General features: G+C 66.5%; 15 protein-coding genes and 2 pseudogenes. 6 read left to right on the top strand and 11 right to left on the bottom strand.

Annotated elements, in window-relative coordinates; translation table 11 throughout:
• From A5636_RS05370 to A5636_RS05385, 4 genes and pseudogenes are all read right to left on the bottom strand, one after another.
• Positions 1-1,585 (bottom strand): annotated as a pseudogene (locus tag A5636_RS05370) (hypothetical protein); the annotation flags it as partial.
• 116 nt (positions 1,586-1,701) lie between these two features.
• On the bottom strand, positions 1,702-1,986 hold the full coding sequence (locus A5636_RS05375) for a hypothetical protein (RefSeq protein WP_065157676.1): 285 nt from the start codon (positions 1,984-1,986) through the stop codon (positions 1,702-1,704).
• 54 nt (positions 1,987-2,040) lie between these two features.
• Entirely contained in the window at positions 2,041-2,568 is a 528-nt protein-coding gene (locus tag A5636_RS05380; RefSeq protein ID WP_065157677.1) for a YbaB/EbfC family nucleoid-associated protein, read from the bottom strand.
• A 75-nt stretch (positions 2,569-2,643) separates the two neighbouring features.
• Entirely contained in the window at positions 2,644-2,961 is a 318-nt protein-coding gene (locus A5636_RS05385; protein WP_065157678.1) for a WhiB family transcriptional regulator, read from the bottom strand.
• A 361-nt stretch (positions 2,962-3,322) separates the two neighbouring features.
• Between A5636_RS05385 and A5636_RS05390 the strand changes: the two genes are divergently transcribed.
• Entirely contained in the window at positions 3,323-4,465 is a 1,143-nt protein-coding gene (locus A5636_RS05390; protein WP_172827158.1) for an FHA domain-containing protein, read from the top strand.
• Here A5636_RS05390 and A5636_RS05395 read toward each other — a convergent pair.
• Positions 4,458-5,276 carry a DUF5336 domain-containing protein gene (locus A5636_RS05395; RefSeq protein ID WP_155763625.1) on the bottom strand — a complete coding sequence of 273 codons (819 nt, stop codon included), beginning with the start codon at positions 5,274-5,276 and terminating at the stop codon, positions 4,458-4,460. The two genes, A5636_RS05390 and A5636_RS05395, sit on opposite strands and share 8 nt — an antisense overlap.
• Before the next feature lie 85 nt (positions 5,277-5,361).
• Positions 5,362-6,993, bottom strand: coding sequence for a type VII secretion protein EccE (gene eccE / locus A5636_RS05400; RefSeq protein WP_253900506.1), 1,632 nt, complete (start codon positions 6,991-6,993; stop codon positions 5,362-5,364).
• A 210-nt stretch (positions 6,994-7,203) separates the two neighbouring features.
• Between eccE and eccB the strand changes: the two genes are divergently transcribed.
• Positions 7,204-8,712 carry a type VII secretion protein EccB gene (gene eccB / locus A5636_RS05405; RefSeq protein ID WP_065157680.1) on the top strand — a complete coding sequence of 503 codons (1,509 nt, stop codon included), beginning with the start codon at positions 7,204-7,206 and terminating at the stop codon, positions 8,710-8,712.
• Between the two features lie 358 nt (positions 8,713-9,070).
• On the opposite strand, the gene eccD (A5636_RS05410) is transcribed toward eccB, so the two are convergent.
• Positions 9,071-10,588, bottom strand: a complete 1,518-nt coding sequence (gene eccD / locus A5636_RS05410) for a type VII secretion integral membrane protein EccD (protein WP_065157681.1) — start codon at positions 10,586-10,588, stop codon at positions 9,071-9,073.
• A 98-nt stretch (positions 10,589-10,686) separates the two neighbouring features.
• On the opposite strand from eccD (A5636_RS05410), the gene eccCa reads away from it, so the two are divergent.
• The 4 genes from eccCa to A5636_RS27540 are packed head-to-tail and all read left to right on the top strand — an operon-like array spanning position 10,687 to position 20,677.
• Positions 10,687-14,703 carry a type VII secretion protein EccCa gene (gene eccCa, locus A5636_RS05415; RefSeq protein ID WP_065157682.1) on the top strand — a complete coding sequence of 1,339 codons (4,017 nt, stop codon included), beginning with the start codon at positions 10,687-10,689 and terminating at the stop codon, positions 14,701-14,703.
• Complete coding sequence (eccD, locus tag A5636_RS05420; RefSeq protein WP_155763626.1) at positions 14,700-16,184, top strand: type VII secretion integral membrane protein EccD; 1,485 nt, start codon at positions 14,700-14,702, stop codon at positions 16,182-16,184. Before eccCa ends, eccD (A5636_RS05420) begins: the two co-directional genes overlap by 4 nt.
• Positions 16,184-17,596: a type VII secretion-associated serine protease mycosin gene (gene mycP, locus A5636_RS05425; RefSeq protein WP_065157683.1), complete on the top strand. Its 1,413-nt coding sequence runs from the start codon at positions 16,184-16,186 to the stop codon at positions 17,594-17,596. The genes eccD (A5636_RS05420) and mycP overlap by 1 nt, the downstream gene beginning before the upstream one ends.
• 60 nt (positions 17,597-17,656) lie before the next feature.
• Positions 17,657-20,677, top strand: coding sequence for a MinD/ParA family ATP-binding protein (locus tag A5636_RS27540; RefSeq protein ID WP_155763628.1), 3,021 nt, complete (start codon positions 17,657-17,659; stop codon positions 20,675-20,677).
• Between the two features lie 132 nt (positions 20,678-20,809).
• On the opposite strand, the gene A5636_RS05435 is transcribed toward A5636_RS27540, so the two are convergent.
• The 4 genes and pseudogenes from A5636_RS05435 to A5636_RS26415 all read right to left on the bottom strand — a co-directional run.
• The gene (locus tag A5636_RS05435) at positions 20,810-21,106 is read right to left on the bottom strand and encodes a hypothetical protein (protein WP_065157685.1); all 297 of its coding nucleotides are present in this window, start codon (positions 21,104-21,106) and stop codon (positions 20,810-20,812) included.
• 18 nt (positions 21,107-21,124) lie between these two features.
• A complete protein-coding gene (locus A5636_RS05440; RefSeq protein WP_065157686.1) occupies positions 21,125-21,394 on the bottom strand; it encodes a hypothetical protein in 270 nt (89 codons plus the stop codon).
• A 69-nt stretch (positions 21,395-21,463) separates the two neighbouring features.
• Positions 21,464-22,282, bottom strand: a complete 819-nt coding sequence (locus tag A5636_RS05445) for an ESX secretion-associated protein EspG (protein ID WP_065157687.1) — start codon at positions 22,280-22,282, stop codon at positions 21,464-21,466.
• Positions 22,279-22,802 (bottom strand): annotated as a pseudogene (locus tag A5636_RS26415) (PPE domain-containing protein); the annotation flags it as partial. The gene A5636_RS05445 and the pseudogene A5636_RS26415, both read right to left, overlap by 4 nt.

A 22,802-nucleotide genomic window follows, 5' to 3' on the forward strand; every position in this document is an offset into this window, starting at 1 on the left:
CCGCCCGCCCGCCCGGGGGGGGGGGGGGGGGGGGGGGGGGGGGGGGGGGGCGGGGGGGGTCGCGCGGGGGTGCTGCTAACGGATCACGCGGGCCCAGATCCCGAGGTGGCACAGCGTCGCGCGCTGAAACAGACTCTCGCGGAATAGTTTCGGTGCCACGTGCGGAGTGGGCGGGAGATTCGGTACTCCCCGACGAACGTGGGCTGTCAGGGCTTGCGGCGGTCGCGGCGACGTCCGAAGCCCGAGCAGCGGGTTGGCCCGCCAACGCTGTGGGGTGATCCGACACGCCGGCTCGCGCCGCCGGCGCCGAGGGGCCGCCGCTTGACGGCGACGAATGGGTTGGGGCGGTGGCACCCGGGGTGGCGGATACGGCGGCATTTGCGGCAGGCGGGGCTGCCGTTGGCGCCGCCCCTGTGACAGAAGCATCGGCAACGCCGGGATGAACTCCAGTCGCGGGGGCGGGGGCGTGGAGTGCGGCGGTGTCCGGACCGGCGAATCCCGTTGGCGCCAAAGGTGTCTGGTCGTGCGTACCAAGATTGAGCCGCACATCCACGCCGCCGGCCGGTGCGGAAACCCCCTCGGGCGAGTGGCCCGCCAGCGTCGGGGATGCATCAACGGACGTTTGCACGTGTTGGCTCGCAGGCAGCGGTTTCACCGGCGATGTCCCTGGCCGGTCCCCGGTCAGCGCGGTTGTATCGATGCCGCTGTGCCCGCCGGGACTGCGCACCCCGTCGACGGCCCCGAACACTGCGCCGGCGCCGAGTGCGTCGGCGAGGTTCATGTGCCCGGTCAGTGCCTGTTGAGCCGCCAGTGCACCGCCGGCATTGCCGACGAACGACGCGCCGAAGTTCTTGGCACGGTTTCCCAGGGCCGATCCTGCATCGAAATCATGGGCGCCCTTCATGATTGGCCCCATGACGACGCCCGACACCGCACCGGCCTCGACGTCGTTCCAGAACGATGCGGAATCGAATTCGTGACGATTACCCTGTAGCGCCTGCTGCCCCTGAATTCCGGCATTGAGAGCGCCGGACACAAGCGCGTTTGCCGCTGCACCCTCCAGCGCCCGCAGCACGACTTGAGCGATCACCCGGGCCACCGCCTCGGAAGCCACTTTCGCGACTGCGGCCCGAATGACTTGTGATATCGCCGCTTCGGCCAGTGCTACGGCCCCGGCGATCTCAGCCGGCGCCGTCCAGTTGATCCAAGCCGTGGCGACCAAGGCCGTGATCGCCGCCGCCAGCGCCACCAGGTTCGCGATGAACATTTCCTTCGCGAACTCGATTTCGGTGGCCACGCCGTCGACGGCATCGGCCAATTGGCGCAACTGGCCGGCGATCTGGTCGATCGAGGATGCGTACGGCCTGAGCAGTTCGTCCAACGTATTGTGAATCTCACCGGAGGTGAACCCGACGAGGGTGGTCTGGGTGGCCGAATCGAGATCGTCTTTGAAGCCCTCCAGCTGGTCGGCGTATTGACGCCATTGATCGCGCTGGCGCCGACACGCGGTCTCATCACCCTCGGGGAATGGCTCGCCGATCATGTCGCCCACCCAGCGCAGCCAGCCTGGAAGTTCAATGCCCACGGGTCACGCGCCCCGCACCGGTCGCGTCGGGCCCGACGTGCGCGCCCACAAGCGTGTCACGGCAATGCTTCTCGGCGCTTCTCGGCGTAAGCGGGCTACCCGGCACCGGCGCGGGGTCAGCCGCCATCCTGGGCGACGATGGCGTCGGCCGTTCCGGTGAGTACTGGCGCGACGCTGTCCACAGCCTTCTTGAAATCGTCCGTGTGACCGATCACAGTGGAGCGATCCGGGTCGAACTTGGCGGCGAACTGCGAACCGATCTTGTCGTGCGACCACGGTGAATCACCGGCCAGGTCTGCTTTCAGACTGTTCACCAGCGAGCCGAGTTCGTGTGCCAGACCATCGAACTTGCCGATACCCGCACGCGCGGTTCCGTCTTCGTATTCGAATTGTCCCGCCATGTACTTCTCCTCACTCGCTCAGTCGCTCACTCGCTCGAGCGCAGTCCAACCCAATCAGTCCGTGTCGCGGATCGTCAGCTGCCAATCCTGCGGATCGTCCGGTTGGCTTTGCTCTGCTCGGTCGAGTTGTTCTGCAGCAGAGCGCCGCTCGTGTGAACCGGGGGCAGACAGCGGCACCTCGGGTCGCATCGCTTTGAAGTCTGCGATCTCGTCAATCGGTCGGACTCCGAACTGAGACACCTGTTGCCATAACCCGGCTTGAAATTCGTTGGTCTTCGCACGCATTTTGGCGGCCGCTTCCTGGGCGGCCTGCAATACGGCAGCGCCCGCCTCGGCGCTGGTGGCGTCTTCGAACAACTTGTCGTCGAATTCGACTTGCACCACCACGCCTTGGGCGTTTACCCACACGTGTACCAGGTCGTCCTTCGACGACGCGTCCGCGGTCTCGATTGCCATCCGCTGAGCGGATTGGGCCGCCGCGCCGGTGAACTCCTGCAGGTGCGACAACAACCGGTCGACGTCGAGGCCTTCGGAATTCACACCCCCGAACAGGTCGCCCACACCGCTCACGAACTCCCCCATAGCAATCAGCTTGAGCTGTGCCGATAGTTTACGGCGTCTCCGCCCGACAAATACGCACGAGTTTGACGCCGTAGATCAGTTGCGCGAACCACGGGGGCGGCCGCGTCGACGTGGACGCACTTGATAGCCCCCTCGTTCGGCGAGGGCACGCAACCGGCGCAGGGCAAAATCGCGAGCCCGCCCCGACTCCGGGATCACTACTCCCGCCCAGAGACCTTCCACCCCGGTGGCCTGGTAGGCCTCGCTGGCGCACAGCCACCGTCGTGGGCAGGCCATGCACAGCGCCTTGGCGTCCTCGTCGGGCTCGGTGGTGGTCCAACGCTCGGGTTCGGTGGTGCACGCCGGAACGTACTCGTTCAGCGGAGTGGACAACGGGATCGCCGCTGCGGTCATTGCTTTCCTCCTAATTCCGGCCAATTCCGGCCGATTCCGGCGCAGTGCGCCGCCGATGCGACGACATAATCACAAATCTAGCGCTAATGCAACAATTAAAACGTAGCAGCTACAACTTTACGGTAATCTGGCCTGGTGTTAGACATGTGTACTACAACTGATCTGTCGCACGCGTCTGTTCGGATTTCTACCACCTGGCCCAACCTCGCGGATGAAAATGGCGTATCTGCCGGTCAACGCCAATTCGTGACCCTGATGTCGGATCGGGGATACGTAGCGGGAAAGATGTAGCATCTACACACGCAGTGCTGGACAAGGCATGTGCGCCGAATCTTCGGGGTCCGAGCGGGGGAGTAGCTCAGTGGCGTCTGACCAGGCCGTGGTCGCATGGCCACCCGCTCTGCTGGTTCGACTCGGCGACGAAGTGCACACCTTGGACCCCCGCGCAGGCGTCGCCGTCATCGGCCGGGACGACACGGCCACGGTTCGGCTTTCCGACGAGCGCATCTCCCGGTGGCACGTCCGGTTGGAACCGCACCGGGAAGGCTGGCAAGCGATCGACACCAGCACCAACGGGATGTACCTCGATGGCGTGCGGCGCAGCTCGGTACTGGTTTCCGGGGCCACCACGTTGCATCTGGCCAATCCCGAGGGATTTCCGGTCACCCTGGCGCCTGATGCGGTGTCCGACACGTCCGCGGACGTCACCGGGGTGATCGAGTTACCTGAGCCTGACGAAGATCAGTGGTGGGAAGCCGACGTCGACCCTGGTGTGGCACGCGCCGGGCTTGCCGTCGCCGCTCGACGCAACGAACTCGAGATCACCCAGCGCGGCCTGGCCAAGGACAAGGTCATCAACGCCGGCACACTGATCGCCTTCGAGAAGGGCCGCAGCTGGCCGCGTCGCGGGACGCTGGCCAAGCTCGAGAAGGCTCTGCAATGGTCCCCGGGCACGATTGCCCGGATCCGCAGCGGTTCCGCAGTGCTGCCGGTCAGCGGCCCAGCCACAGCGCCCGGCGAAGCCCCAAGAATCGCTGAGGAGCCGACCGAGTCGTTGACCGACACGGTTCGGGCCCCGCTGATGGCCGAGGCCGTCGAACTGGCGATGCACACAATCACTGCAGCCACTTCCGAGTTGCCCGAACCCACTGACCCGGCGTACACGACGAAGGTCACCAAGATCCTCGCTGACCTGCGCAAACTAGAGATCGTGGCGGCCAGCGCAGCACGCAACGCCAAAGGCACCCCGTCGGTGGTGCTGGCGCTGAGCACCGTGCGTCGCACCTACAACGACGTGATGGCCCGGGCGGCGCGGTCACCCAACGCAACGCTGGGCCAACGCCTGTACGGGGCGCGGCACCGCGCGGAACTCAGCCTCGAGGAGGCCGCGGCGGCCGCGGGTCTCCCCGCCAGTCTGCTGGCCGACGCCGAGGCCGAGCGACCCGTTCCGGCGGATGTCGCCGAGGCGATCACGACACTGATCGGGCAGCTGTCGATCAGTTAGATACCCGGTGCTCGGGCTGGCTCACGGCCGGCTGCTGCTGGGCCGGGACCGGCGCATGTCCGGCATTGGGCTCGCCGAACCCCGGTGTTGCGGACGGCTGTGCGCTATGCACACCGGGTACCGGTCCGGGCTGGGCCCCGGCGTTCTGACCAATGAACTCGCTGTAACTCGCCTCCTGCGATTCAGCGGCCCCACGAGCTTCGGCTACTGCGACATGGTGGGCCTCGTGCTGGGTGTGCGCATCGCCAGTGGCGTAGCCAGATTCGGCCTGTCCCCGGTCCGGGTACTGGCCGTAATACTGGGCCGCGGCTTGCGCATACTGCTCGGCCGAGGCCGCGTACCACGCCGCATACCAGGCCTGCTGGTCGGCCGTTGCGCTCGGCTGCGCCAACAGCGCGCCGACCGCGGCAGCAGTCTGAAGTCCGTTGACCACCACCACGACCCACGACGCCCAGCCGGGCTGGATGCCGTCGGGTACGACGAGCACGCTCGACAGCGCGTCCAGGAAACCAAGCGCGGCCAGCGCAGCGACGATCTTTCCCGCGGGGATCTGCCGGGGCAGCAGCCCGAACGCGGCGAGTAAACCCGCCAGCGCCGCAAGGCGCACTTCCCAGCCGATTCCAGCGGTCTTGACCATCGGGCCGAAGCTGACCAGATAGGCACAAGCGCCGAGCACCACCACCGCCAGCGTCAAGTGCCGATGGGACATTTTTGAACCGCTTTCCGGCTCCGAGGACCAGTAGCTGTCGGAACCGGTCCAGCCGCTGGACTGGTCGGCCGCGTAATAACCCTGGTTGCCCGGGTACGACATGATCACTCCTTCGAACCGCCCCGCGCGGGGTGACCTGGATTCACGCTAGCGCACCCGATGATGACTAACCGGCACCGTTCTTGATTCAGTCTTCGGCCGCGAACGACGCCTTCAAGTAGCGCATCTCTTCGTCGGTGGCGACCATCGTGACCACCGACGAACCGGTTCGCGTGCTCACCTTCACGGTGTCGGTATCGACATTGACCGACTCCAGCGCGACATCGGCATTGGCGGTCACGGCGGACTTCGGCGGAACGACCACGATCGCGGTCACCCCGACTCGCACCGCTTGCTCGGGCACCCCGTCGAACATCTCGACCGAGTAGTTGCGGTCGGCGCCGGCCTGCATGGACCCGCGGTTGAAATCGGTGACCCACAACAAGTCATGATCATCGACTTCGTCGACCATGGTGCGCCATTTTGTGGGGCGCCGACTGTGCACCAGCACGTGCGCACCCAACGCCAGCGACCGCAGCACCACCTGCTGCGCCAGATGCAACGTACCGGCGATCTCGACCCGGCGGATCTGTGGACCGAACAACGACAGTGCCACGGCCCGGCCATGGTCGTCCGCGCCGACCACCTGCCCGCAGCCCGAGGCGGGAACGTGCAGGTGCTCGAAATCGTTGGTGCCGTTGGTATTCGAGTACGCCCACTTTCCGACCGGGCGGGGCGGGGGCGGCACCGGCAGGCTGGCGGCCAGCGCCGAATATTGGTGGCCCCTAAGGTGGGCGAGCCCACGCAGCTGAATCCGGGCCCGGCCGTGGGTGTCGAACCTCGCCAGTCCCCGGACCTGTACGGGACCGGTTGGCCGGTCACGTCGCAACGACAGGGACATGGTCGTGGAGTAACTGGGGATGGTCCACAGCAGACCGAGGCCTGCGGTGGTCAGCATCCGCGGCTTGATGGCGAAGCTGCGCAGCCGGAAACGACCTTCCCGACAGGTACGCCAGGTCTCCTCGACAGTGGCCAAGTCCACCCCGTCGGTGAGTTGGTTGACAGCCTGGCCGATCTCGCTGGCCGTGAGTACCCGAGTTCGCAGGCCCCCCTCGGTCAGCCGGTTGGCCACCCGGCGCGTCGCGGTGCTGGCCGCGCGCAGGACGCCGTTTCGGCCGCCGCCGCGCCGGCGCACGGCCGCAGCGCAACGCGACGGGTCGAACCGGACGGCGATCCAGACGTTGCGCTGAGCGATCGCCGGCAGCGGCCCGAGGACCGCGTCGTACACCGCGGCCACCTGACTGCGCCCCTGCGAACGGGCCCCCTGACTGAGCACGTCGATCGAATCCAACGTGATGTCGAACTGCTGCAGGCACTCCACCAACGCTTGCACTGGCACGGTTTCACCGGAGACCGTCATGCCGGGCTCCATGATCGTCATCGCCTGCGGATTCTCTTCGATCTGCAGCAACGACATCAAAGTGCTTCCATCCCAACGGAAGCCGATCAGCGCGCCATCAGGCGTCGGGACATCAAATGGTTCCGCGTGATTCGTCCGCTTGGCGCGAGTCCGGCTTCGCAATCTGCGTTGCCGCCAAAAGCCGGCCCGCAGCGCGACCAAGCGCGGCAACGACAGTCCGCGCACGCGGATCACCAGCACCAGCGCCACGGCCAGCCCGACCAGGCTGCCCTGCCAGCCGGGAAAGCCGAGGATCGGCGCCGCCACCGTTCCAGCCGCCACGAGTAGTTGCAGTACCAGCAGATCGGCCAGGGGCAACACGCGCTGGGCGCCAATGTCGATCGTGGACCGCAGTCCGTTGGGCTTCGATGGCGCGCCCCCACTTTCAGAGCTCCTCGAAGAAATGGATGAAGCACGCGGCACAGTCGAATTCCTATCACAGCGTGGAGGTTAAATTCGTGCGCCTTTTGCTCTCGGGGCTGTTATACGCTACCGAAGCTCGGTGCTTGCCTGACGCTGATGGGGGTGGTTATGCCCGCGCAAGTAACCACGCGCGCGCAGGTGAACGGCTATCGGTTTCTGATTCGCCGTCTGGAGCACGCGCTGATTCGTGCCGACTCCCGGATGATCCACGATCCGATGCGCGGCCAAATCCGGTCGTTGTTGGTCGGCTTGGCGATCGCCGTCCTGATCACCGGCGCGTGCGGCGTGCTGGCGTTCTTCAAACCGTCGCCCAACATCGGCGACGCACAGATTTTGCTCAGCAATTCCGGTGGCGGCCTTTACGTCCGCATCGGCGACCGCCTGCACCCGGTGCTCAACTTGGCCTCCGCCCGGCTGATCACCGGCAAACCGGATTCACCGAAGCCGGTGAGCGACAAGTGGCTACACCAACTGCCGCGCGGTCCGATGATCGGAATTGTCGGCGCTCCCACCAGCATTCGCGGTGGTGCCGACATGCGCATGTCGGGCTGGACGGTCTGCGACAGCGTCGAGACACCCGACGTCACCAGGGCTGTCGGCACGGCCACGGTGCAGACCACCGTCATCGCGGGCGACCTCACCCTCAGCGACGACATCCGCCGCGTCTCGCCCGCGCAGATGCTCCTGGTCAGAGCGGGTGATTCGGTCTATCTGATCTACGACGGCGTGCGCGCGCTGATCGATCCCACCGACTCCGTCGTCGTCGACGCTCTGCACCTACAGAACGCACAGATGCGACCCATCTCGGCAAGTCTGCTCAACGCGTTCCCGCTGGCACCGCCGATCCGCGCGGTCACGATTCCCGGTGCCGGCACCGTTATCCCCGGCCTGCCAGCGGGATATTCGGTGGGCTCCATCGTCAAGACCGTCGACTCCCGGGGGGAGCAGCTCTACGTCGTGCTTGCCAATGGGCTACAACCGATTTCGTCGGCGACGGCTGACATCATCCGGTACAGCAACCCCAACGAGGCCGCTGCGCAGGGGACTCGCGAGGTTTCGCCTGCGGTGGTCAGCCGGGTACCGATCGTGCACAGCCTGCCGGTGGACCACTATCCGACCGTGTCCCCGCAAGTGGTCAACCTCGATCCGGACCGGGTGGTGTGCATGGCGTGGGAGCGCGCGAACAGCGCTGCCGCGGCGACCATCCGGTTGCTGGTCGGCCACCGGCTCCCGTTGCCCGACGCCGCTACACCCGTGGGTTTGGCCAGTGGTGACGGTAACGGACCGGGGCTGGACTCGGTGTACGTCAAACCTGGTACCGGCGAATACATTCAGGCCACCGGTGGCGAAGCGGACAGTCGATCCACCGGCCAACTGTTCTACGTTTCCGACACCGGCGTGCGGTACCACATCAAGGATCTGCCCACCGCCGCCGCGCTGGGGGTCACCGGTGTGCACGAGCCCCGCCGCGACGCCGACGTCCCGCAGTTGGCTCCCTGGCCGGTGTTGGCGCTGCTGCCGGCCGGGCCGGAGCTGTCGCAGGAAGCGGCGCTGGTCTCCCACGACGGGATGGGCGCCGACCCGCGCGGCTCCAAGGTCGAGCCACCCAAGTCCTGATGCTCGAGCAGACGCAAAAGCACCTCATTTTCCGGAAATGGGTGCTTTCAGGATGCTTTTGCGGCTGCTCGGCGAGACTAGTCGCTGCCACTTTCGAGTTGCCTTTTGCGGCGCCGAGACTGGAGCCACCTGAATGAATGTGCATCCACGGCTTTTAGCGTGAAGCCTTGGCGGGATTTCACCGATTTTCCCACCGTGGATTCACACCGAAAGCCGTCGCTTCACAATGAAAGCCAAGAGTTCACACTGAAGGGCTGGACGAGACGCAACGCCCTCGCACGACACCGACGCCATTGTGAGACGCATTGTGAGACGCCACAATCAGACGCCATCGTGAGACGCCACTGTCAGACACGCCCTAGATCCGGAGCTCGCGAAACATCGCGTATAGCCGGATGATCCAGCAACACAGCGGGAACACCAGCACGATCGCCAGGTACTCCAGCAGTTCGACCTGTCGGCGCATCACCGGGGAGAACTCCAGCCGCGGAGCCAAGACGCCGCAAGCCACCACCAGCGCCATCAGCGCCACCAGGCCCAACGTTGCGTAGAACTCCCAGCCGTCGAGTCCGACCGCCATCTTGACGATGGTCAGCAGCGCGATGGCCAAACCGGCGCCGATCAGTGTGGCCGATTGCACCAAGTCGTGATGGCTGCGCCCCCGCAGGCACAGCACGGTTGCCACCACGAGTGCGAAAGCTGTTCCCTGCCAATAGAATTCACCGCTGGCATCGACAGCAAGGTAACAACCCGCGATGGCGGTGATGGCGGCGGCGGCCAGGACGCCGGTGAGATATTGGCTGGCCCGCCGGACGCGGATGATCATGCCCTCCTCGGTGGGGATCACCTGCTTGCCGATCGCGTTGACGCCCTCGACGGCGGTCCCGCCCTGGGTTTCGATGTCATCGAGGGGTTCTCCGGCCGTCGGTACCCGCGGCACCGGCAACTTGGCCAGCAGGATCGTCACCCGGGGGGAAACGTAGACAACGATTACCGAGATCGTGGCCAGCACCGCACCAACGGATCGGTTCGGCGGATTCCACAACATCTCGGCCACCGAGGCGAGCCCGCCGATCAACGCCAGCGTGATCACCGCGGTGTGAAGCGCGCGACCACGCCCGGTGATCAGCAGCACCAGCAACGATGCCAGGCCGGTTAGGCCGAACGCCATCGGCAGCGACTTCGGCCCGAAACCGTCTGGTACGACGTACAACGAACCGCCGAACAACAGCGGGACGCCTATCGCGGCGACCCATTCCGAACGCCGGGCGCCCGCCGAGCGGTGGGCGATCACACAGGCGGCGATAACCGCCAACACCCCAACGGCGAGAGCAACTGCGGGAACGTAGCTGTGAGCAGCCTGGTCGGGAAGCAGCAAGGCCGCGGTGAGGGTGGCCGCCAAGCCCACGCCGAAGGAGGTGACCAGACGCGAGTGGCCGGACAGCCAGCTGGTCGCCGGGTGCTCGGCGGGGCCGGTGCCCTCGTCCTCGTTCTCGGAAGCGAATTCCAGGTCGTCGAACAGCATTGGGCGAGGCGGCTGGTCGATCTCGCGGATGGTCAGCAAATCGCCGTCGTAGATGTTGGCCTCGGTGAGCGAGCGGCCCGGGTCGATCGCATCGTCGCCCAGCCGGGCCAGCGTCCACCTGCCCTCGGTGGTGTCGAACGCGATTCGCTCCAGGCCGGGCTCAGCGCCGGAGTGGGCCGCGATCTGCTCATTGGCGATGTCGATGACGTCGTCGATGAAAGTCGCGATGCTGGTGTTGGCCGGCAATCCGACGTCGAGACGCAGCCCGCCAACAGCCAGTGTGACGCGGCTGAGCGTCGGCTCGACCTCCGATTCAGCGTCTAATTCAGACAGCGACGGCGGTAGAGTCATCGCTATCGGCCTCCTGCGTGTTGTGTCATTCGCTGGTGACATTACCCAGGCTTACGGGCCCAATTTGTCGCCTGTTTGGAGTTTCGGGGAATGACCGGTTGAGTACGCAGGGTTTCGTGCGTCGACTACGTGTGTCGCCGCCGCGCATGCCGGGGGGCGAAGTCAACCTGCAGCCGCCGCCCGAGGTGCCCAGGGTTATTCCCGGCAACCTGTTGATGAAGCTGTTGCCGTTCGTGATGATCGTCGCGGTCGTCGGGATGATCGCGCTGATGGTCACCGTCGGGGGCCGGGACCTGATGAAGAACCCGATGTTCCTGATCTTCCCGATGATGATGATCATGTCGATGGCCGGCATGTTCATGGGCGGCGGTGGCCGGTCTGGCAAAGCGGCGGCCGAACTGAACGAAGAGCGCAAGGACTACTTCAGCTACCTGGCCAACCTGCGCGACGACGCCGACATGACCGGCGAAGGGCAGCGCTCCGCGCTGGAGTGGAGCCACCCAGACCCGCGGGCACTGGCCGACGTGGTCGGCACCCGCCGAATGTGGGAGCGCCGTCCCACCGACAACGACTTCTGTCACGTCCGGGTCGGGATCGGAACGCACCGACTCGCGACGCGGCTGCTCGCGCCCGAGACCGGTCCGCCCGAGGACCTCGAACCGGTGTCGACGGTGGCGCTGCGCCGCTTCGTCAAAACGCATTCGGTGGTGCATGCCCTGCCCACCGCGGTATCCCTGCGTGCCTTCCCGGCCATCACCTTCGAGGGCGACCGAAGGCTGGCTCGGCAGTTGGTGCGGTCAATGGTGTTGGAGCTGTGCGCTTTTCACGGACCAGACCACGTACAGGTAGCGGTGGTGACCGCCAACCCCGACGGAGAGAACTGGAGCTGGGTGAAGTGGTTGCCGCACGCCCAGCACGCCACCGTCCGGGACGGCATGGGTGCGCTGCGCTTGCTCTTTCCGGGTTTGGAGTTGCTGGAGCAGTCGCTGGCCGCGGACCTGGCGGAGCGGGGCCGGTTCAGCCGTAACGCCGAGCCGGTCAAGGGACTCAAGCAGCTCGTGGTGGTCCTCGACGATGGGTATGTCACCGGGACCGAACGTCTGGTTACCGACGCCGGGCTGGACAGCGTGAGCCTGCTGGACCTCAATGGCGCGGAGGCCGCCGCGAACCGGCGCGGCCTGCAATTGGTCGTGGAGGGCGAGGACGTCGGTGCGCGCACCGCCGTCGGACTGGAGCGGTTCGCGACCCCCGACACGATCACCGTGGCCGAGGCCCAGGCGACGGCCCGTCGCATCGGCCGTTACCGTCTGGCCAGCGCCGCACACATCGTCAGCCTGGAAGCCGATTCCCGCGCCACCGATCCAGGACTGATGAGCCTGTTGAAAATCCCCGATGCGGCCGAGATCGTCCCTGAGCAGGTGTGGCGGAAGCGCTCACCGCGAGAGCGGCTGCGGGTGCCGATCGGCTACACGCCCAACGGTCAACCGCTCGAGCTCGACATCAAGGAGTCCGCCGAAGCCGGCATGGGCCCGCACGGGTTGTGCATCGGCGCAACCGGTTCGGGAAAGTCGGAATTTCTCCGGACGCTGGTGTTATCGATGATCACCTCGCACTCTCCCGACGTGCTGAACATGGTGCTGGTCGACTTCAAAGGTGGCGCAACGTTTCTCGGCCTGGAAGGGGTGCCGCACATCGCGGCGATCATCACCAACCTGGAAGACGAGCTCATCCTCGTCGACCGCATGCGCGACGCGCTGGCCGGGGAACTGAACCGGCGCCAGGAACTGCTGAGATCGGCCGGCAACTTCCCCAACGTCAACGAGTACGAACGGGCCCGGGCCAACGGGGTGGATTTGCCGCCACTGCCGGCACTGTTCATCATCGTCGACGAATTTTCCGAACTGCTCTCCCAGAAGCCCGATTTCGCCGAGCTGTTCGTGATGATCGGGCGGCTGGGCAGATCGCTGCACGTGCACTTGCTGCTGGCCTCGCAGCGACTGGAGGAGGGCAAGCTGCGTGGTCTGGATTCACACTTGTCCTACCGGATCGGGCTCAAGACGTTCTCCGCCGGAGAGTCGCGCAGTGTGCTCGGTGTACCCGACGCGTACCACCTACCCAGCGTCCCCGGCTCGGCGTTCTTGAAATGCGATGCGGGAGAGCCCATCCGGTTCAACACCTGCTACGTCTCCGGGGAGTATGTCCGGCCACGCCGGAGCATCCAAAGTGGCCGCAGGCAACCGGGCGCGCTGGCACCGAAGCTCTTCACCGCCACCCCGGTCAAGAAGGACGCTGCGCCCGTAGCCCCCTCGGTGCCAGAGGACGCCGCACCCGGTGTTGTGTCCGCTCCGACGAAGACGACGTTGCTCGACGTGGTGGTGTCGCGGCTGCGGGGCCACGGTCGGCCCGCGCACGAGGTGTGGTTACCGCCTCTGGGTGAAAGTCCGGCGGTCAATCAGCTTCTCCCAGACGCGAACTGGGCGGCCCCCTCGAATCTCGACGGCCGGTTGTGGATGCCGATGGGTGTCGTCGACCGGCCCTACGATCAGCGCCGCGACGTCCTGATCGTCGACCTGTCCGCGGCTCAGGGCAACGTCGCCGTGGTCGGCGGCCCGCAGTCGGGCAAGTCGACCGCGCTGCGGACGCTGATCATGTCCGCGGCCGCCACCCACACCCCGGAGCAGGTGCAGTTCTTCTGCCTGGACTTCGGCGGCGGCACGCTGGCCAGTCTTTCCAACCTGCCGCACGTCGGCGGAGTGGCCGGCCGGATGGACGCCGACGCGATCCGGCGCACCGTGGCGGAGGTATCCGGGGTGCTGCGGTCCCGCGAGGTGCGTTTTCGCGATCTGGGCATCGAATCGATGCGCGACTTCCGGGCCCGCAAGGCCCACCTGGCCACCCTGCCGCCCGAGGTGGCGGCCAAGGATCCGCTGAGCCAGGACAAGTTCGGTGACCTGTTCCTGGTGGTCGACGGGTGGGCGTCGATCCGAAGCGACTTCGAGATGCTGGAGCCGGCCCTGAATGCGCTTGCAATTCAAGGCCTTTCCTACGGCGTTCACCTGGTGATCTCCGCCTCGCGCTGGATGGAGATCCGGGCCGCGGTCAAGGACATGCTAGGCACCCGTATCGAACTGAAACTCGGTGACGCACTGGACAGCGACGTGGGTCGCAAATTCAACGAACTGGTGCCGGTCGGCCGACCCGGTCGGGGGATCAGTCACGAGCGGTTGCACATCCTGATCGCGTTGCCCCGGTTGGATTCCAATTCGGCGGTCGAAGACCTACCCGACGGTGTCGCGGCCGCAGTCAACGCGGTGCGCGCGCATTACGGCAACCGCCAAGCTCCGCGGGTGCGGATGCTGCCGCACAATGTGGACCGCGGTGCGGTGGTCCGGGCGGCGGGTTCGGCCGGCCTGCTGAGCGGGTCGCGGGTGGCCATCGGCATCAACGAAGCCGAGTTGGTGCCGGTGGTACTGGATTTCGAGACGCAGCCGCATCTGGTGGCATTCGGTGACGGGGAATGCGGTAAGACCGGGTTGCTGCGTAATATCGCCGCCGGGTTGATGGAGAACGCCACGCCCGAGGAGTGCAAGATCGTCCTGGTCGACTACCGGCGCTCCATGCTCGGCGTGGTGGCCAACGAGTATCTGGGCGGGTACGCCACCGCCTCGCAGTCCTGTGCGGAGTTGATGACGGCACTGGCCGCGACCCTTCGGGATCGGCTACCTCCCAGCGACATCACGCAGCAGCAACTGAAGGACCGCTCGTGGTGGTCGGGTCCGGACATCTACGTGATGATCGACGACTACGACCTGATCGCCGGCGGGACGATGAGCAGCCCACTGAGCCCTTTGGTCGAATTCCTGCCCCAGGCACGCGATGTGGGTCTGCGTGTGATCGTCACCCGTCGCATCGGCGGCGCGGGACGGGCCATGATGGATCAGTTCATCGGGCGACTCAAGGATCTGTCGTGCAATGGCCTGGTGATGAGCGGGACGAAAGACGAGGGCGCACTGTTCGGCTACAAAGCCACTGAAATGCCACCGGGTCGCGGGATGCTGGTGTCTCGGACCGCCAAGAGCGGAGTTATTCAGTTGTCAAGGATGCCGGACCTGTGACCGGGGTCAACGAACTCAGACGGGTCCGGATGGTCTCGGCCGCGCCCGAGCACATCCGGGTGTCGGTCTTCGGCGGGCGTACCCAGTTGGATATCGCTCTGCCACTGGATATTCCGGTGTCGAGCTTTATCCCGGAGCTCGCTCGGCTGGTACGTTCCCGCGACAGCGACCGGGACGGTGACGGGACATCCAGAGATGAGCGCCGGACGTTCTCGGTGCTCAGCCGTTTCGATGACGACACCGTGTTGCCGCCGGACCGGACATTGCGTGAGGCCGGGGTGGTCAGCGGTGAATTGCTGCGGTTGTCGTCGCAGCGGGCATTGTCACCGCCCACTTTGTACGACGACGTCGTCGACGCCGTCGGGCGACTCAACAAGGGTGCGTACGCGGCGTGGGATGCAATGTCGGCGCGCCGGATGGCGTTCGCGGGAGTTCACCTGGTCGTCCTTGCCCTGGTGTACTGCGTGGTCGGCCGGGTGCACGCGGCGAACCACTATGTGATCGTGGGGTTGGCCGGTGTTGTGGCGATGGCGCTGGTCGGCGGGGCCGCCATGGCACACCGGTCGTATCGGCTCGACGACGTCGCTGCCGGCCTCGGCTGGGCAGCGATCCCGCTCACGGCGGGTATCGCGGTATCGCTGCTAGCCCGCTACGGCCACTACGGACTCGCTGCGGCGTGCGCCGCCGTCCTGGTGTCGTGCGTGGTCTACGACCGTGTGGTCGGCGTCGGGCGCTGGGGGTATCTCGCCGCTGCGGTGTTGTCCGGTCTGGTCGGTGCCGCGATGCTGGTTCGCGGGCTGCACGTGCCTGCCGACATCGTGTTCGTGACAGCGGCGGTGGTAGTGCTACTTGCCTGCCTCGTGGTGCCGAGGTTGACCGCACGTCTCGGCCGCTTCGAGACACCGACCGTCGTCGTCGAAAGCAACCGCGAAGACTGGGATTTCGAGAATCCGTTCGAACCGGACGCGTCGACTAAAAAGCGGGACGACGATTCCGGCACTTCGATGCCGACAGCGGAAGCCGTTTGGACGAAGGGGAAGCGGGCGGCGATCACCCGGGCGGCATTACTGTCCGGATTGGCCGCCGCCGCAACGGTGTACGTGACGTTGCTGACGCACAGTCGGGCCGCGATGGACTGGTCCGTGCTGGTTTTCGCGTTGACCTGCGCGGCGGTGCTCGCGCTGCGCAGCCGATGCTTCGACACCTGGTTCGAACGAGGCGCCCTGGCCGTCCCCGCCGTGGCTCTGGTGGTGATCGTCTGCGCGGCAGGACAACACGGCTCCCGGCCGATGCCGGAGGTGGTGCTCGGCGTGCTGCTGGCCGTCGGCGTGGGCGCGGCGTTGTCCGGGCTAGGCGGGTCCAGTGGTGGTCCGTCGTCGCGGTTGCGAACGTTGCTGGCCTACCTCGATTACCTGGCGGTCGGATCGCTGATCCCGCTGGCGTTGTGGGCGCTGGGCGTCTACCAGCGTGTGGGCTTCTGATGCGGCTCGCACGGCGGTCGGGGGCGCTGCTGGCGGCGGTCTTGCTGATGGCCTTGCACCCCGCGCCGGCCTGGGCCATTCGGCCGCCCGTCGTGGAACCGGGGCCGCCGCCGAGCGGACCGCTCGGACCGGTCGAGCCGACGGATCTCAAGGCGATCTGCGGTGTCCCCACCGGCGTACTGCCGGGGACCGACTTCACGCTGCAGACCAGCGCAGAGGCCATGCTGAACTTTGCCGACGCGTGGCAGTTCTCTCGTGGCGCGGGACAGAAGGTTGCGGTGATCGACACCGGAGTGAATCGGCACCCGCGCCTGCCCGCGCTGGAGGGCGGTGGGGACTATGTGTCGAACACCGACGGCCTGCAGGACTGCGACGCGCACGGAACCCTGGTCGCGGGACTGATCGCCGGGGCGCCCAGTCCGGCGGACGGTTTCGCGGGTGTGGCGCCCGAGGCGACCATTCTGTCGATCCGACAGAACAGCACCGTGTACGGCGTCAAAGAGGGTGGCTCCGGGCAGACCAACGATCCGAACGCCACCTCTCCCGGCTACGGCAATACGTTGACACTGGCCTATGCCATCACCCGGGCGGTCAGCCTGGGCGCAACCGTCATCAACCTGTCCGAGGTGGCCTGCAGCCCGGTCGGGGCGGGTCTGGACGACGCACCGCTGGGCCGAGCGGTGCGTTACGCCTTCGAGAACAACGTGGTAGTGGTTGCGGCGGCGGGGAATTTCAACGGTCAGGGACTGTGCAAGGCGCAGAACGCGATGCCCGACCCGAACATGCCGTTGCAGAGCGGCTGGGACTCGGTGCGGACCGTCGCCAGCCCGGCCTGGTTCGACGACTATGTGCTGACGGTGGGTGCGCTGACGACTTCTGGTGAGCCGGCCGACTTCAGCCTGCGCGGGCCGTGGGTTGGCGTCGCCGCCCCGGGCGAACGGATCCTTTCGCTGGACTCGGGCGGGCCCGGCCTGGTCAATGCCGTGCTGACCCAGCAGGGGTTGGCGCCGATCAACGGCACCAGCTTCGCGGCGCCGTTCGTATCGGGCGTGGTGGCCCTGATCCGGTCCCGTTTCCCCGAGCTGACCGCCGCACAGGTGATCGACCTGGTCAAACGGACTGCCCACACGCCGGGTGCGGGTCCCAACGAAGCCACTGGCCACGGCATGGTGGACCCGATCGCGGCGTTGACGTACCGACTCCCACCGGTCGGCCAGATGCCCAACCCGGAGGCGGGAAAGCCCATAGGCGGGCCGCCGGTCCTCGATCGCGGCAGTCAGCGGGCCCGCTTCATCGTGCTGGGGGTGACGTCGCTGTGCGTGATGGCGGCCGGGGTGGCCGCGGCGGTTGGCGCGGCTCGCCGCCACCGTGCCGCGCGGCCGTCTCCTGACGAGCGCCGAACCGCAGATTAAGGGTGTAGCGCTACGTAGGATTGAGGCGGCATCCCGGCGTGATCGAAAGGGGGGACAACGTTGGCCAAACAGCCGCCGAAGCACATGCCTGCCGAGGAAGAGCGCGGGTCGATGGCGCGTCCGCCCTGGCTGCCCGGCGAGAATAAGCGCCGCCGGGTCCATCTCGGGCGTGCAAAACGGCCGGATTCCGACCAGGAAGGCGGTGCGACCCGGGAACCCGACCGCGCTGCCAACGGCCACGGAACGGAAGCGACGGAGGAGGTGACCGCCGTCGCCCCCAAGTTCCGGTCCGATCCCGATCCCGCCAAGCAGCCCGAGGTCCCACCCGAGGAGCTGGCGGAGGGGCGACCGAAACGGGTCGCGGTGCCTTTCGATCCCATCAGACGACTGCAGCAACTGGACGCCGAGCCGCCCCCCGTGCCCCCGGCTTCGGTCCACCGACCGCCGGCAACGGCGGATCCTGAGGTGCTCGGAGAGTCGGCGGACTCCTTGGAGGTGCCCGAGGACGCACCGGATCTCGAAATTGCGGGGGAGTCCCTTAAACCCGCAGATGACCCGACCGAAGTCGAATCCGCTGCCGCGGTATCGAACGAGGGTGAGTGGACCGCACTGGCGGACGAATCTGAGCAAGAAAGCCAGACGCCGCCAACGCCGGGCTTCGAAACCACGCCGGAGCCGCCGTCGTTTTCGCCGGCACCTGACCCAGCTGGCGCGTCGTCAGCCCCAGATCCCTTGTCGCCCGAGTGGATTGCGCCGCCGTCAGTTTACGAACCCGAGCCCACCGCGGAGTGGGAAGCGGTCTCGACTACCCGGGACTGGAGCTTTGATTTTCCCCCGGCACCGTCGGGTTCGTCAGTGCCGGAACCAGATTCGTTCGAGGCGTTTGCGCCGCCCGAACCGGAACCGGAACCGGAACCGGAACCGGTGGGGGAGGTGGAGGTGGCGCCCGTTGTGGCTGAGCCGGAACCCTCGGTTGAGGTGCCCGTGCCGGCTGAGTGGATCGCAGCACCGCCGGATGACGAACCTGGGCCGCTAGCCGAGCCGGAACCTGTTGTGGCTGAACCGGAACCGCCGGTCGAGGTCTCGACCACGCGGGATTGGAGCTACGAAGCACCATCGAGTTTGCCAGCGCCACAGTCCGCTTTGCCCGAGTGGATTACCCCACCGCCGCTCGACGCACTTGAGCCGGTAACGGACCCAGACTTTGTTGTGGCTGAGCCGGATTCATTCGAGGCTGCGAATGAGCAGGAATCCGGGTCAGGGGAGTTCGACGAGATCGAGGCCAGGGCCGCAGCCCTACTCGAGCAGATGGCCGCCAAGCGAGCACAAGTTTCGGCGCCCGCGGAGCCAACGGAGGCCGACCTGACTTCCGACGACGATTCGGCCACTGAGCCCGCGAATTGGCTGTCTACCGACTTCGTCGCCGATGAGCCCGCCGACCCGGTCGCTGATGATCCGGTCAATCCCGTCGATCCGGTCACCGTCGCTGATGATCCGGTCAATTCCGTCGATCCCGTCGATCCGGTCGATCCCGTCGATCCCGAAAATCCCGTCGATACCCAAGATCCCGTCGATACCCAAGATCCCGTCGATCCGACGATCGAGGTCATGCCGGATCCCGGGGCGGTAGCCGCCGAGGACGAACCCGCCGAAGAAACCACCGTCGGGTCCGCGGTCGAAGACCCACCGCTGGTCCCCGACGCTCCTGAAGCCGACCACAGCACCGAGTCGGTCCCCGCCCGCCGTCCGGCGCCGCCGCCGTGGCAGATGCCGAGTCCGATCATGTCCGCGGAAATCGAAGAGGTGGTCGTTGACCCGCCGGCGGAGTCACCGTCGCCTGCCCCCGAACAGCGGGACACATACACGGCACCCAGCTATCCGGCACCGCCGCGGCCGCAGTTCCGTCCACCGCCGGGCGCGCTGCCGCCTTGGCCGTTGCCGCCGCCACCTGGCCCGTTCCCGCCGCCGCCGTGGTGGCCCGGACCGCCCCCGGGACGTCGTCTGCCGCCGACGTCGCGGCCACCCGCGCCGGCCGGCGGTCCACCGTCGCCGATGTCGCGGCCAACCGCGCCGGCCGGCGGTCCACCGCCGCCGACGTCGCGGCCGGCGCCGCCGCCCGCCGCGCCCGCGTATCAGCCCTTCCGCGTGCCACCGTCCATTGATGAGGCCGAGATCACCGATCCGGGTCGGTTTGCGCCGCCGTCGGGATGGCGGCGCGTGGTGCACAAAGCGACGTCAGGGCATGTCAACCCCGGAGCCTCGCGCAAGGAACGCCGGCAGGAACACCTGCTCGCCGAGATTCGCCAGCCCATCGTCGGCGACTTCCGCATCGCCGTGCTCTCGATCAAGGGCGGAGTCGGAAAGACCACCACCACATTCGGTTTGGGTTCCGCGCTGGCGACGGTGCGTCACGACCGGGTGATCGCCGTCGACGCCAACCCGGACCGGGGGACGCTGGGCGAACGGGTCGGCGACGCCTCGACCCGATCGACCGTTCGGGACTTGTTGTCGGACCCCAATATCCATCGCTACGCCGACGTTCGCAATCACACCTTGATGGCCACCAGCCGACTGGAAGTGCTTGCCAGCGAGCAGGACCCGGCTGTATCGGAGATTTTCGGTGCCGATGACTACCGGCGCACAGTGGATATCCTCCGGCATTTCTACAACATCATCCTGACCGACTGCGGCACCGGGATCATGCATTCGGCTATGTCAGCGATCCTCGATCTCGCGCACTCCATTGTCCTGGTGAGTTCGCCGGCAATCGATGCCGCCCGCAGTGCGTCAGCGACCTTGGATTGGCTTATGCAGCACGGGCATTCGGGTTTGGTCCGGGAGGCGCACGTGGTGCTCAGCGCCTCGCGTCCGGGTTCCGCGGCGCTCAAGCTGGACAAGGTCTACGAACACTTTCAATCCCGTTGCCGCTCAATTCATCTGATTCCGTTTGATGCGCACCTCGCGGAGGGCGCCGATGTCGACTTCGGGCGGTTGAACCCCGCGACGCAGCAGGCATATTTGGAACTGGCCGGGTCCGTGGCGGAGAACTTCGGACGATTGCGTGCGCCGCGGGAACAATGACCCGCCCGTGCTTGCGGCCAAAGATGCCGCAGGGGACATCATTCGAGCAAGCTGCGGGCTCGACGCTGAGCCCGCCCGCGGACCAAAAAACCCGGACCCACCCCGCAGGATGGGTCCGGGCTTTCGGAGACATCAGCCCAGGATGTTCGCGGCCTGGCTGTTGTCGAGGTCCTGCACCAGTTGGTTCTGGTCGACGGCCCGGACCTGCGTGGCGTGCAGATCCTGGATGATCTCGTCCATCTCCTGGGAGAATTTCAGGCGAAGCGCGTTGATCTCCTCGGGAGCGTGCCCGGTGTAGGGGCCCGACGTCAGGGTGTTGAACAGACCGTCGACCTCGGTCCGCATCTGCTCGGCATCGGCGGTGATGCTCCTGATGACGTCGAGCGTGTTGTAGTTCGCCTCGAAGTTGTACTTGATCCCGTATGACATGAGCTGTTACCTGACTTCCTAGGCGTCGATATTGCGGTGGGCCTGAATGTATTCCATGGAGCTGGTGGCAAGGCGGTCGGTCTGCGCCTGGATCTGACGCATGTGGTCGAGGTGTTCGACCATCCGGTTGTGGAACATCTGCGACTGGTTGCCGTGCCAGTTCAGGTTCACCATCTCCTGGACTTCGTTTTCCATCTTGACCAGAAGCTGGTCCGTGGTCCGCAGATGTTCGTTGATGTTCTTGACATGGGGGTCAGCATCTTCGGTTACTTCAAATGGGTGCGACATGCAATTCTCCTTTTCCGGAGTGTCCTCGATACAGCGGACACCGTGGTCTGATTTCTGCGCAGTACCTTGCTAAACCAATGACGCCTCCCATTGGTCCGTCGACAATTCGACAAGTTGACTGACCGCCTGGCCGATGGCGTGATCGGAACCCGGCTTCAACGTCGTCCACAACTGTCCGCTCGGCGAGGCACTGGGCGCCCCCACGATTCGGCCCCGTCTGGTGTAGAACACCCCCACCGCGGCGGGCCGCCGAGAAATGCGGTCCTGATCGGTGCACAGGGCGTAGTAGACGATTTCGGCGAATGCCACCCGCGACGACAGCGCAGAACCAAGCACCATCGCCGCGCGCGCCTCGGCACCCAGAGCCCGGACCCGGTCAGCCAGGTGCGCTGCATCGTGGGTTCCCAACAGGTTTCGGCTCACCAGCTCCGACGGAGCGCCGACCGGTGTGATCTGGGCGGCGTCCGAGCGCGGCAGGCCGACGATCAGTGACTGGATGGCCCACGTCAACCCCGCGGATCCGTCGGCGACCTGCAGCGCGATCTCGTTGCCGACCCGGCGCACTGCAACACCCGATGTGCCGCAACGGATTACACATACCCTGGCGATACCGTCCGGAGTGACCAGGCGCATTGCCAACTCCCGATCCGGTCGGCGCAATGCCCGCAGGATCGCCACCAGGTCCGGTTCGACTACGCCGTCGACGATCAGGCCGCGGGAGACCAGGTTGCGGGTGGCGGCGTCCAATGCCGCCTCGAGCGCATCCAGCGTGCCGTAGCGCGGGCGCACGTCGAGCACGGTGGGGAACTCCTGCATGCCGATGCGCGAACCGACGACCTGCAGCTCGTCCTCGGTGAGGGTGAAGCCGGACCGGACTGCGGTAGTCACAGGCTCACCTCCTGCTCGGCGCCGATGACCGCTGGCGATACCCAACGGTCGGAAACCTGCTGCAGCGTGCGCTCCGGTTCTTCGGCAAAGCCCTCCACCTGCTGAGGCTCCGGGACGGCCAGATCGTCGAAGATCGCCGTATTGGGTCCCCAGCTGACATGGGAGACGGTGAACGGCGCGTCGCTCTGTTGCGCCGCCGGCAACCAGGACTGGCCACCGTCGGAGATGCCGGCACCGGCCTCACCGGCCCCTTCGAGCGTCTCTGCCGCACGGAACGACTCGTAGGACTGGCCACCGCCGTCGCGACGGTGTCCGGCCATCGGCGCGTAACCGCCACCGCGGCCCATCCCGCCGCCGCCGGATGCGCCGGACTTGAAGCTGGTCTTCTTGAGTTCCTTGGCGTCTTGGCTGCCCTTGACCGGCGTGGCCATCATCGGCGAAAGCTGCCGCGGTGCCGCGCCGCCACCACCGCCGCCCCCGTGTGCCCCGCCGTGATAGTGGCGAACACCTTCGGCGCCAA

Source organism: Mycobacterium asiaticum, from assembly GCF_001673315.1.
In the GTDB taxonomy this organism is placed as follows: Bacteria; Actinomycetota; Actinomycetes; order Mycobacteriales; family Mycobacteriaceae; genus Mycobacterium; species Mycobacterium asiaticum_B.

What these genes read in the sequence shown, in the direction of transcription:
- A5636_RS05375 (WP_065157676.1), bottom strand. Translation starts at nt 1,986, where the DNA reads ATGGCGGGACAATTCGAATACGAAGACGGAACCGCGCGTGCGGGTATC.
- eccB (WP_065157680.1), top strand. Translation starts at nt 7,204, where the DNA reads ATGCCCGCGCAAGTAACCACGCGCGCGCAGGTGAACGGCTATCGGTTT.
- A5636_RS05395 (WP_155763625.1), bottom strand. Translation starts at nt 5,276, where the DNA reads ATGTCGTACCCGGGCAACCAGGGTTATTACGCGGCCGACCAGTCCAGC.
- A5636_RS05385 (WP_065157678.1), bottom strand. Translation starts at nt 2,961, where the DNA reads ATGACCGCAGCGGCGATCCCGTTGTCCACTCCGCTGAACGAGTACGTT.
- A5636_RS05435 (WP_065157685.1), bottom strand. Translation starts at nt 21,106, where the DNA reads ATGTCATACGGGATCAAGTACAACTTCGAGGCGAACTACAACACGCTC.
- mycP (WP_065157683.1), top strand. Translation starts at nt 16,184, where the DNA reads ATGCGGCTCGCACGGCGGTCGGGGGCGCTGCTGGCGGCGGTCTTGCTG.
- A5636_RS05440 (WP_065157686.1), bottom strand. Translation starts at nt 21,394, where the DNA reads ATGTCGCACCCATTTGAAGTAACCGAAGATGCTGACCCCCATGTCAAG.
- eccD (WP_065157681.1), bottom strand. Translation starts at nt 10,588, where the DNA reads ATGACTCTACCGCCGTCGCTGTCTGAATTAGACGCTGAATCGGAGGTC.
- A5636_RS05380 (WP_065157677.1), bottom strand. Translation starts at nt 2,568, where the DNA reads ATGGGGGAGTTCGTGAGCGGTGTGGGCGACCTGTTCGGGGGTGTGAAT.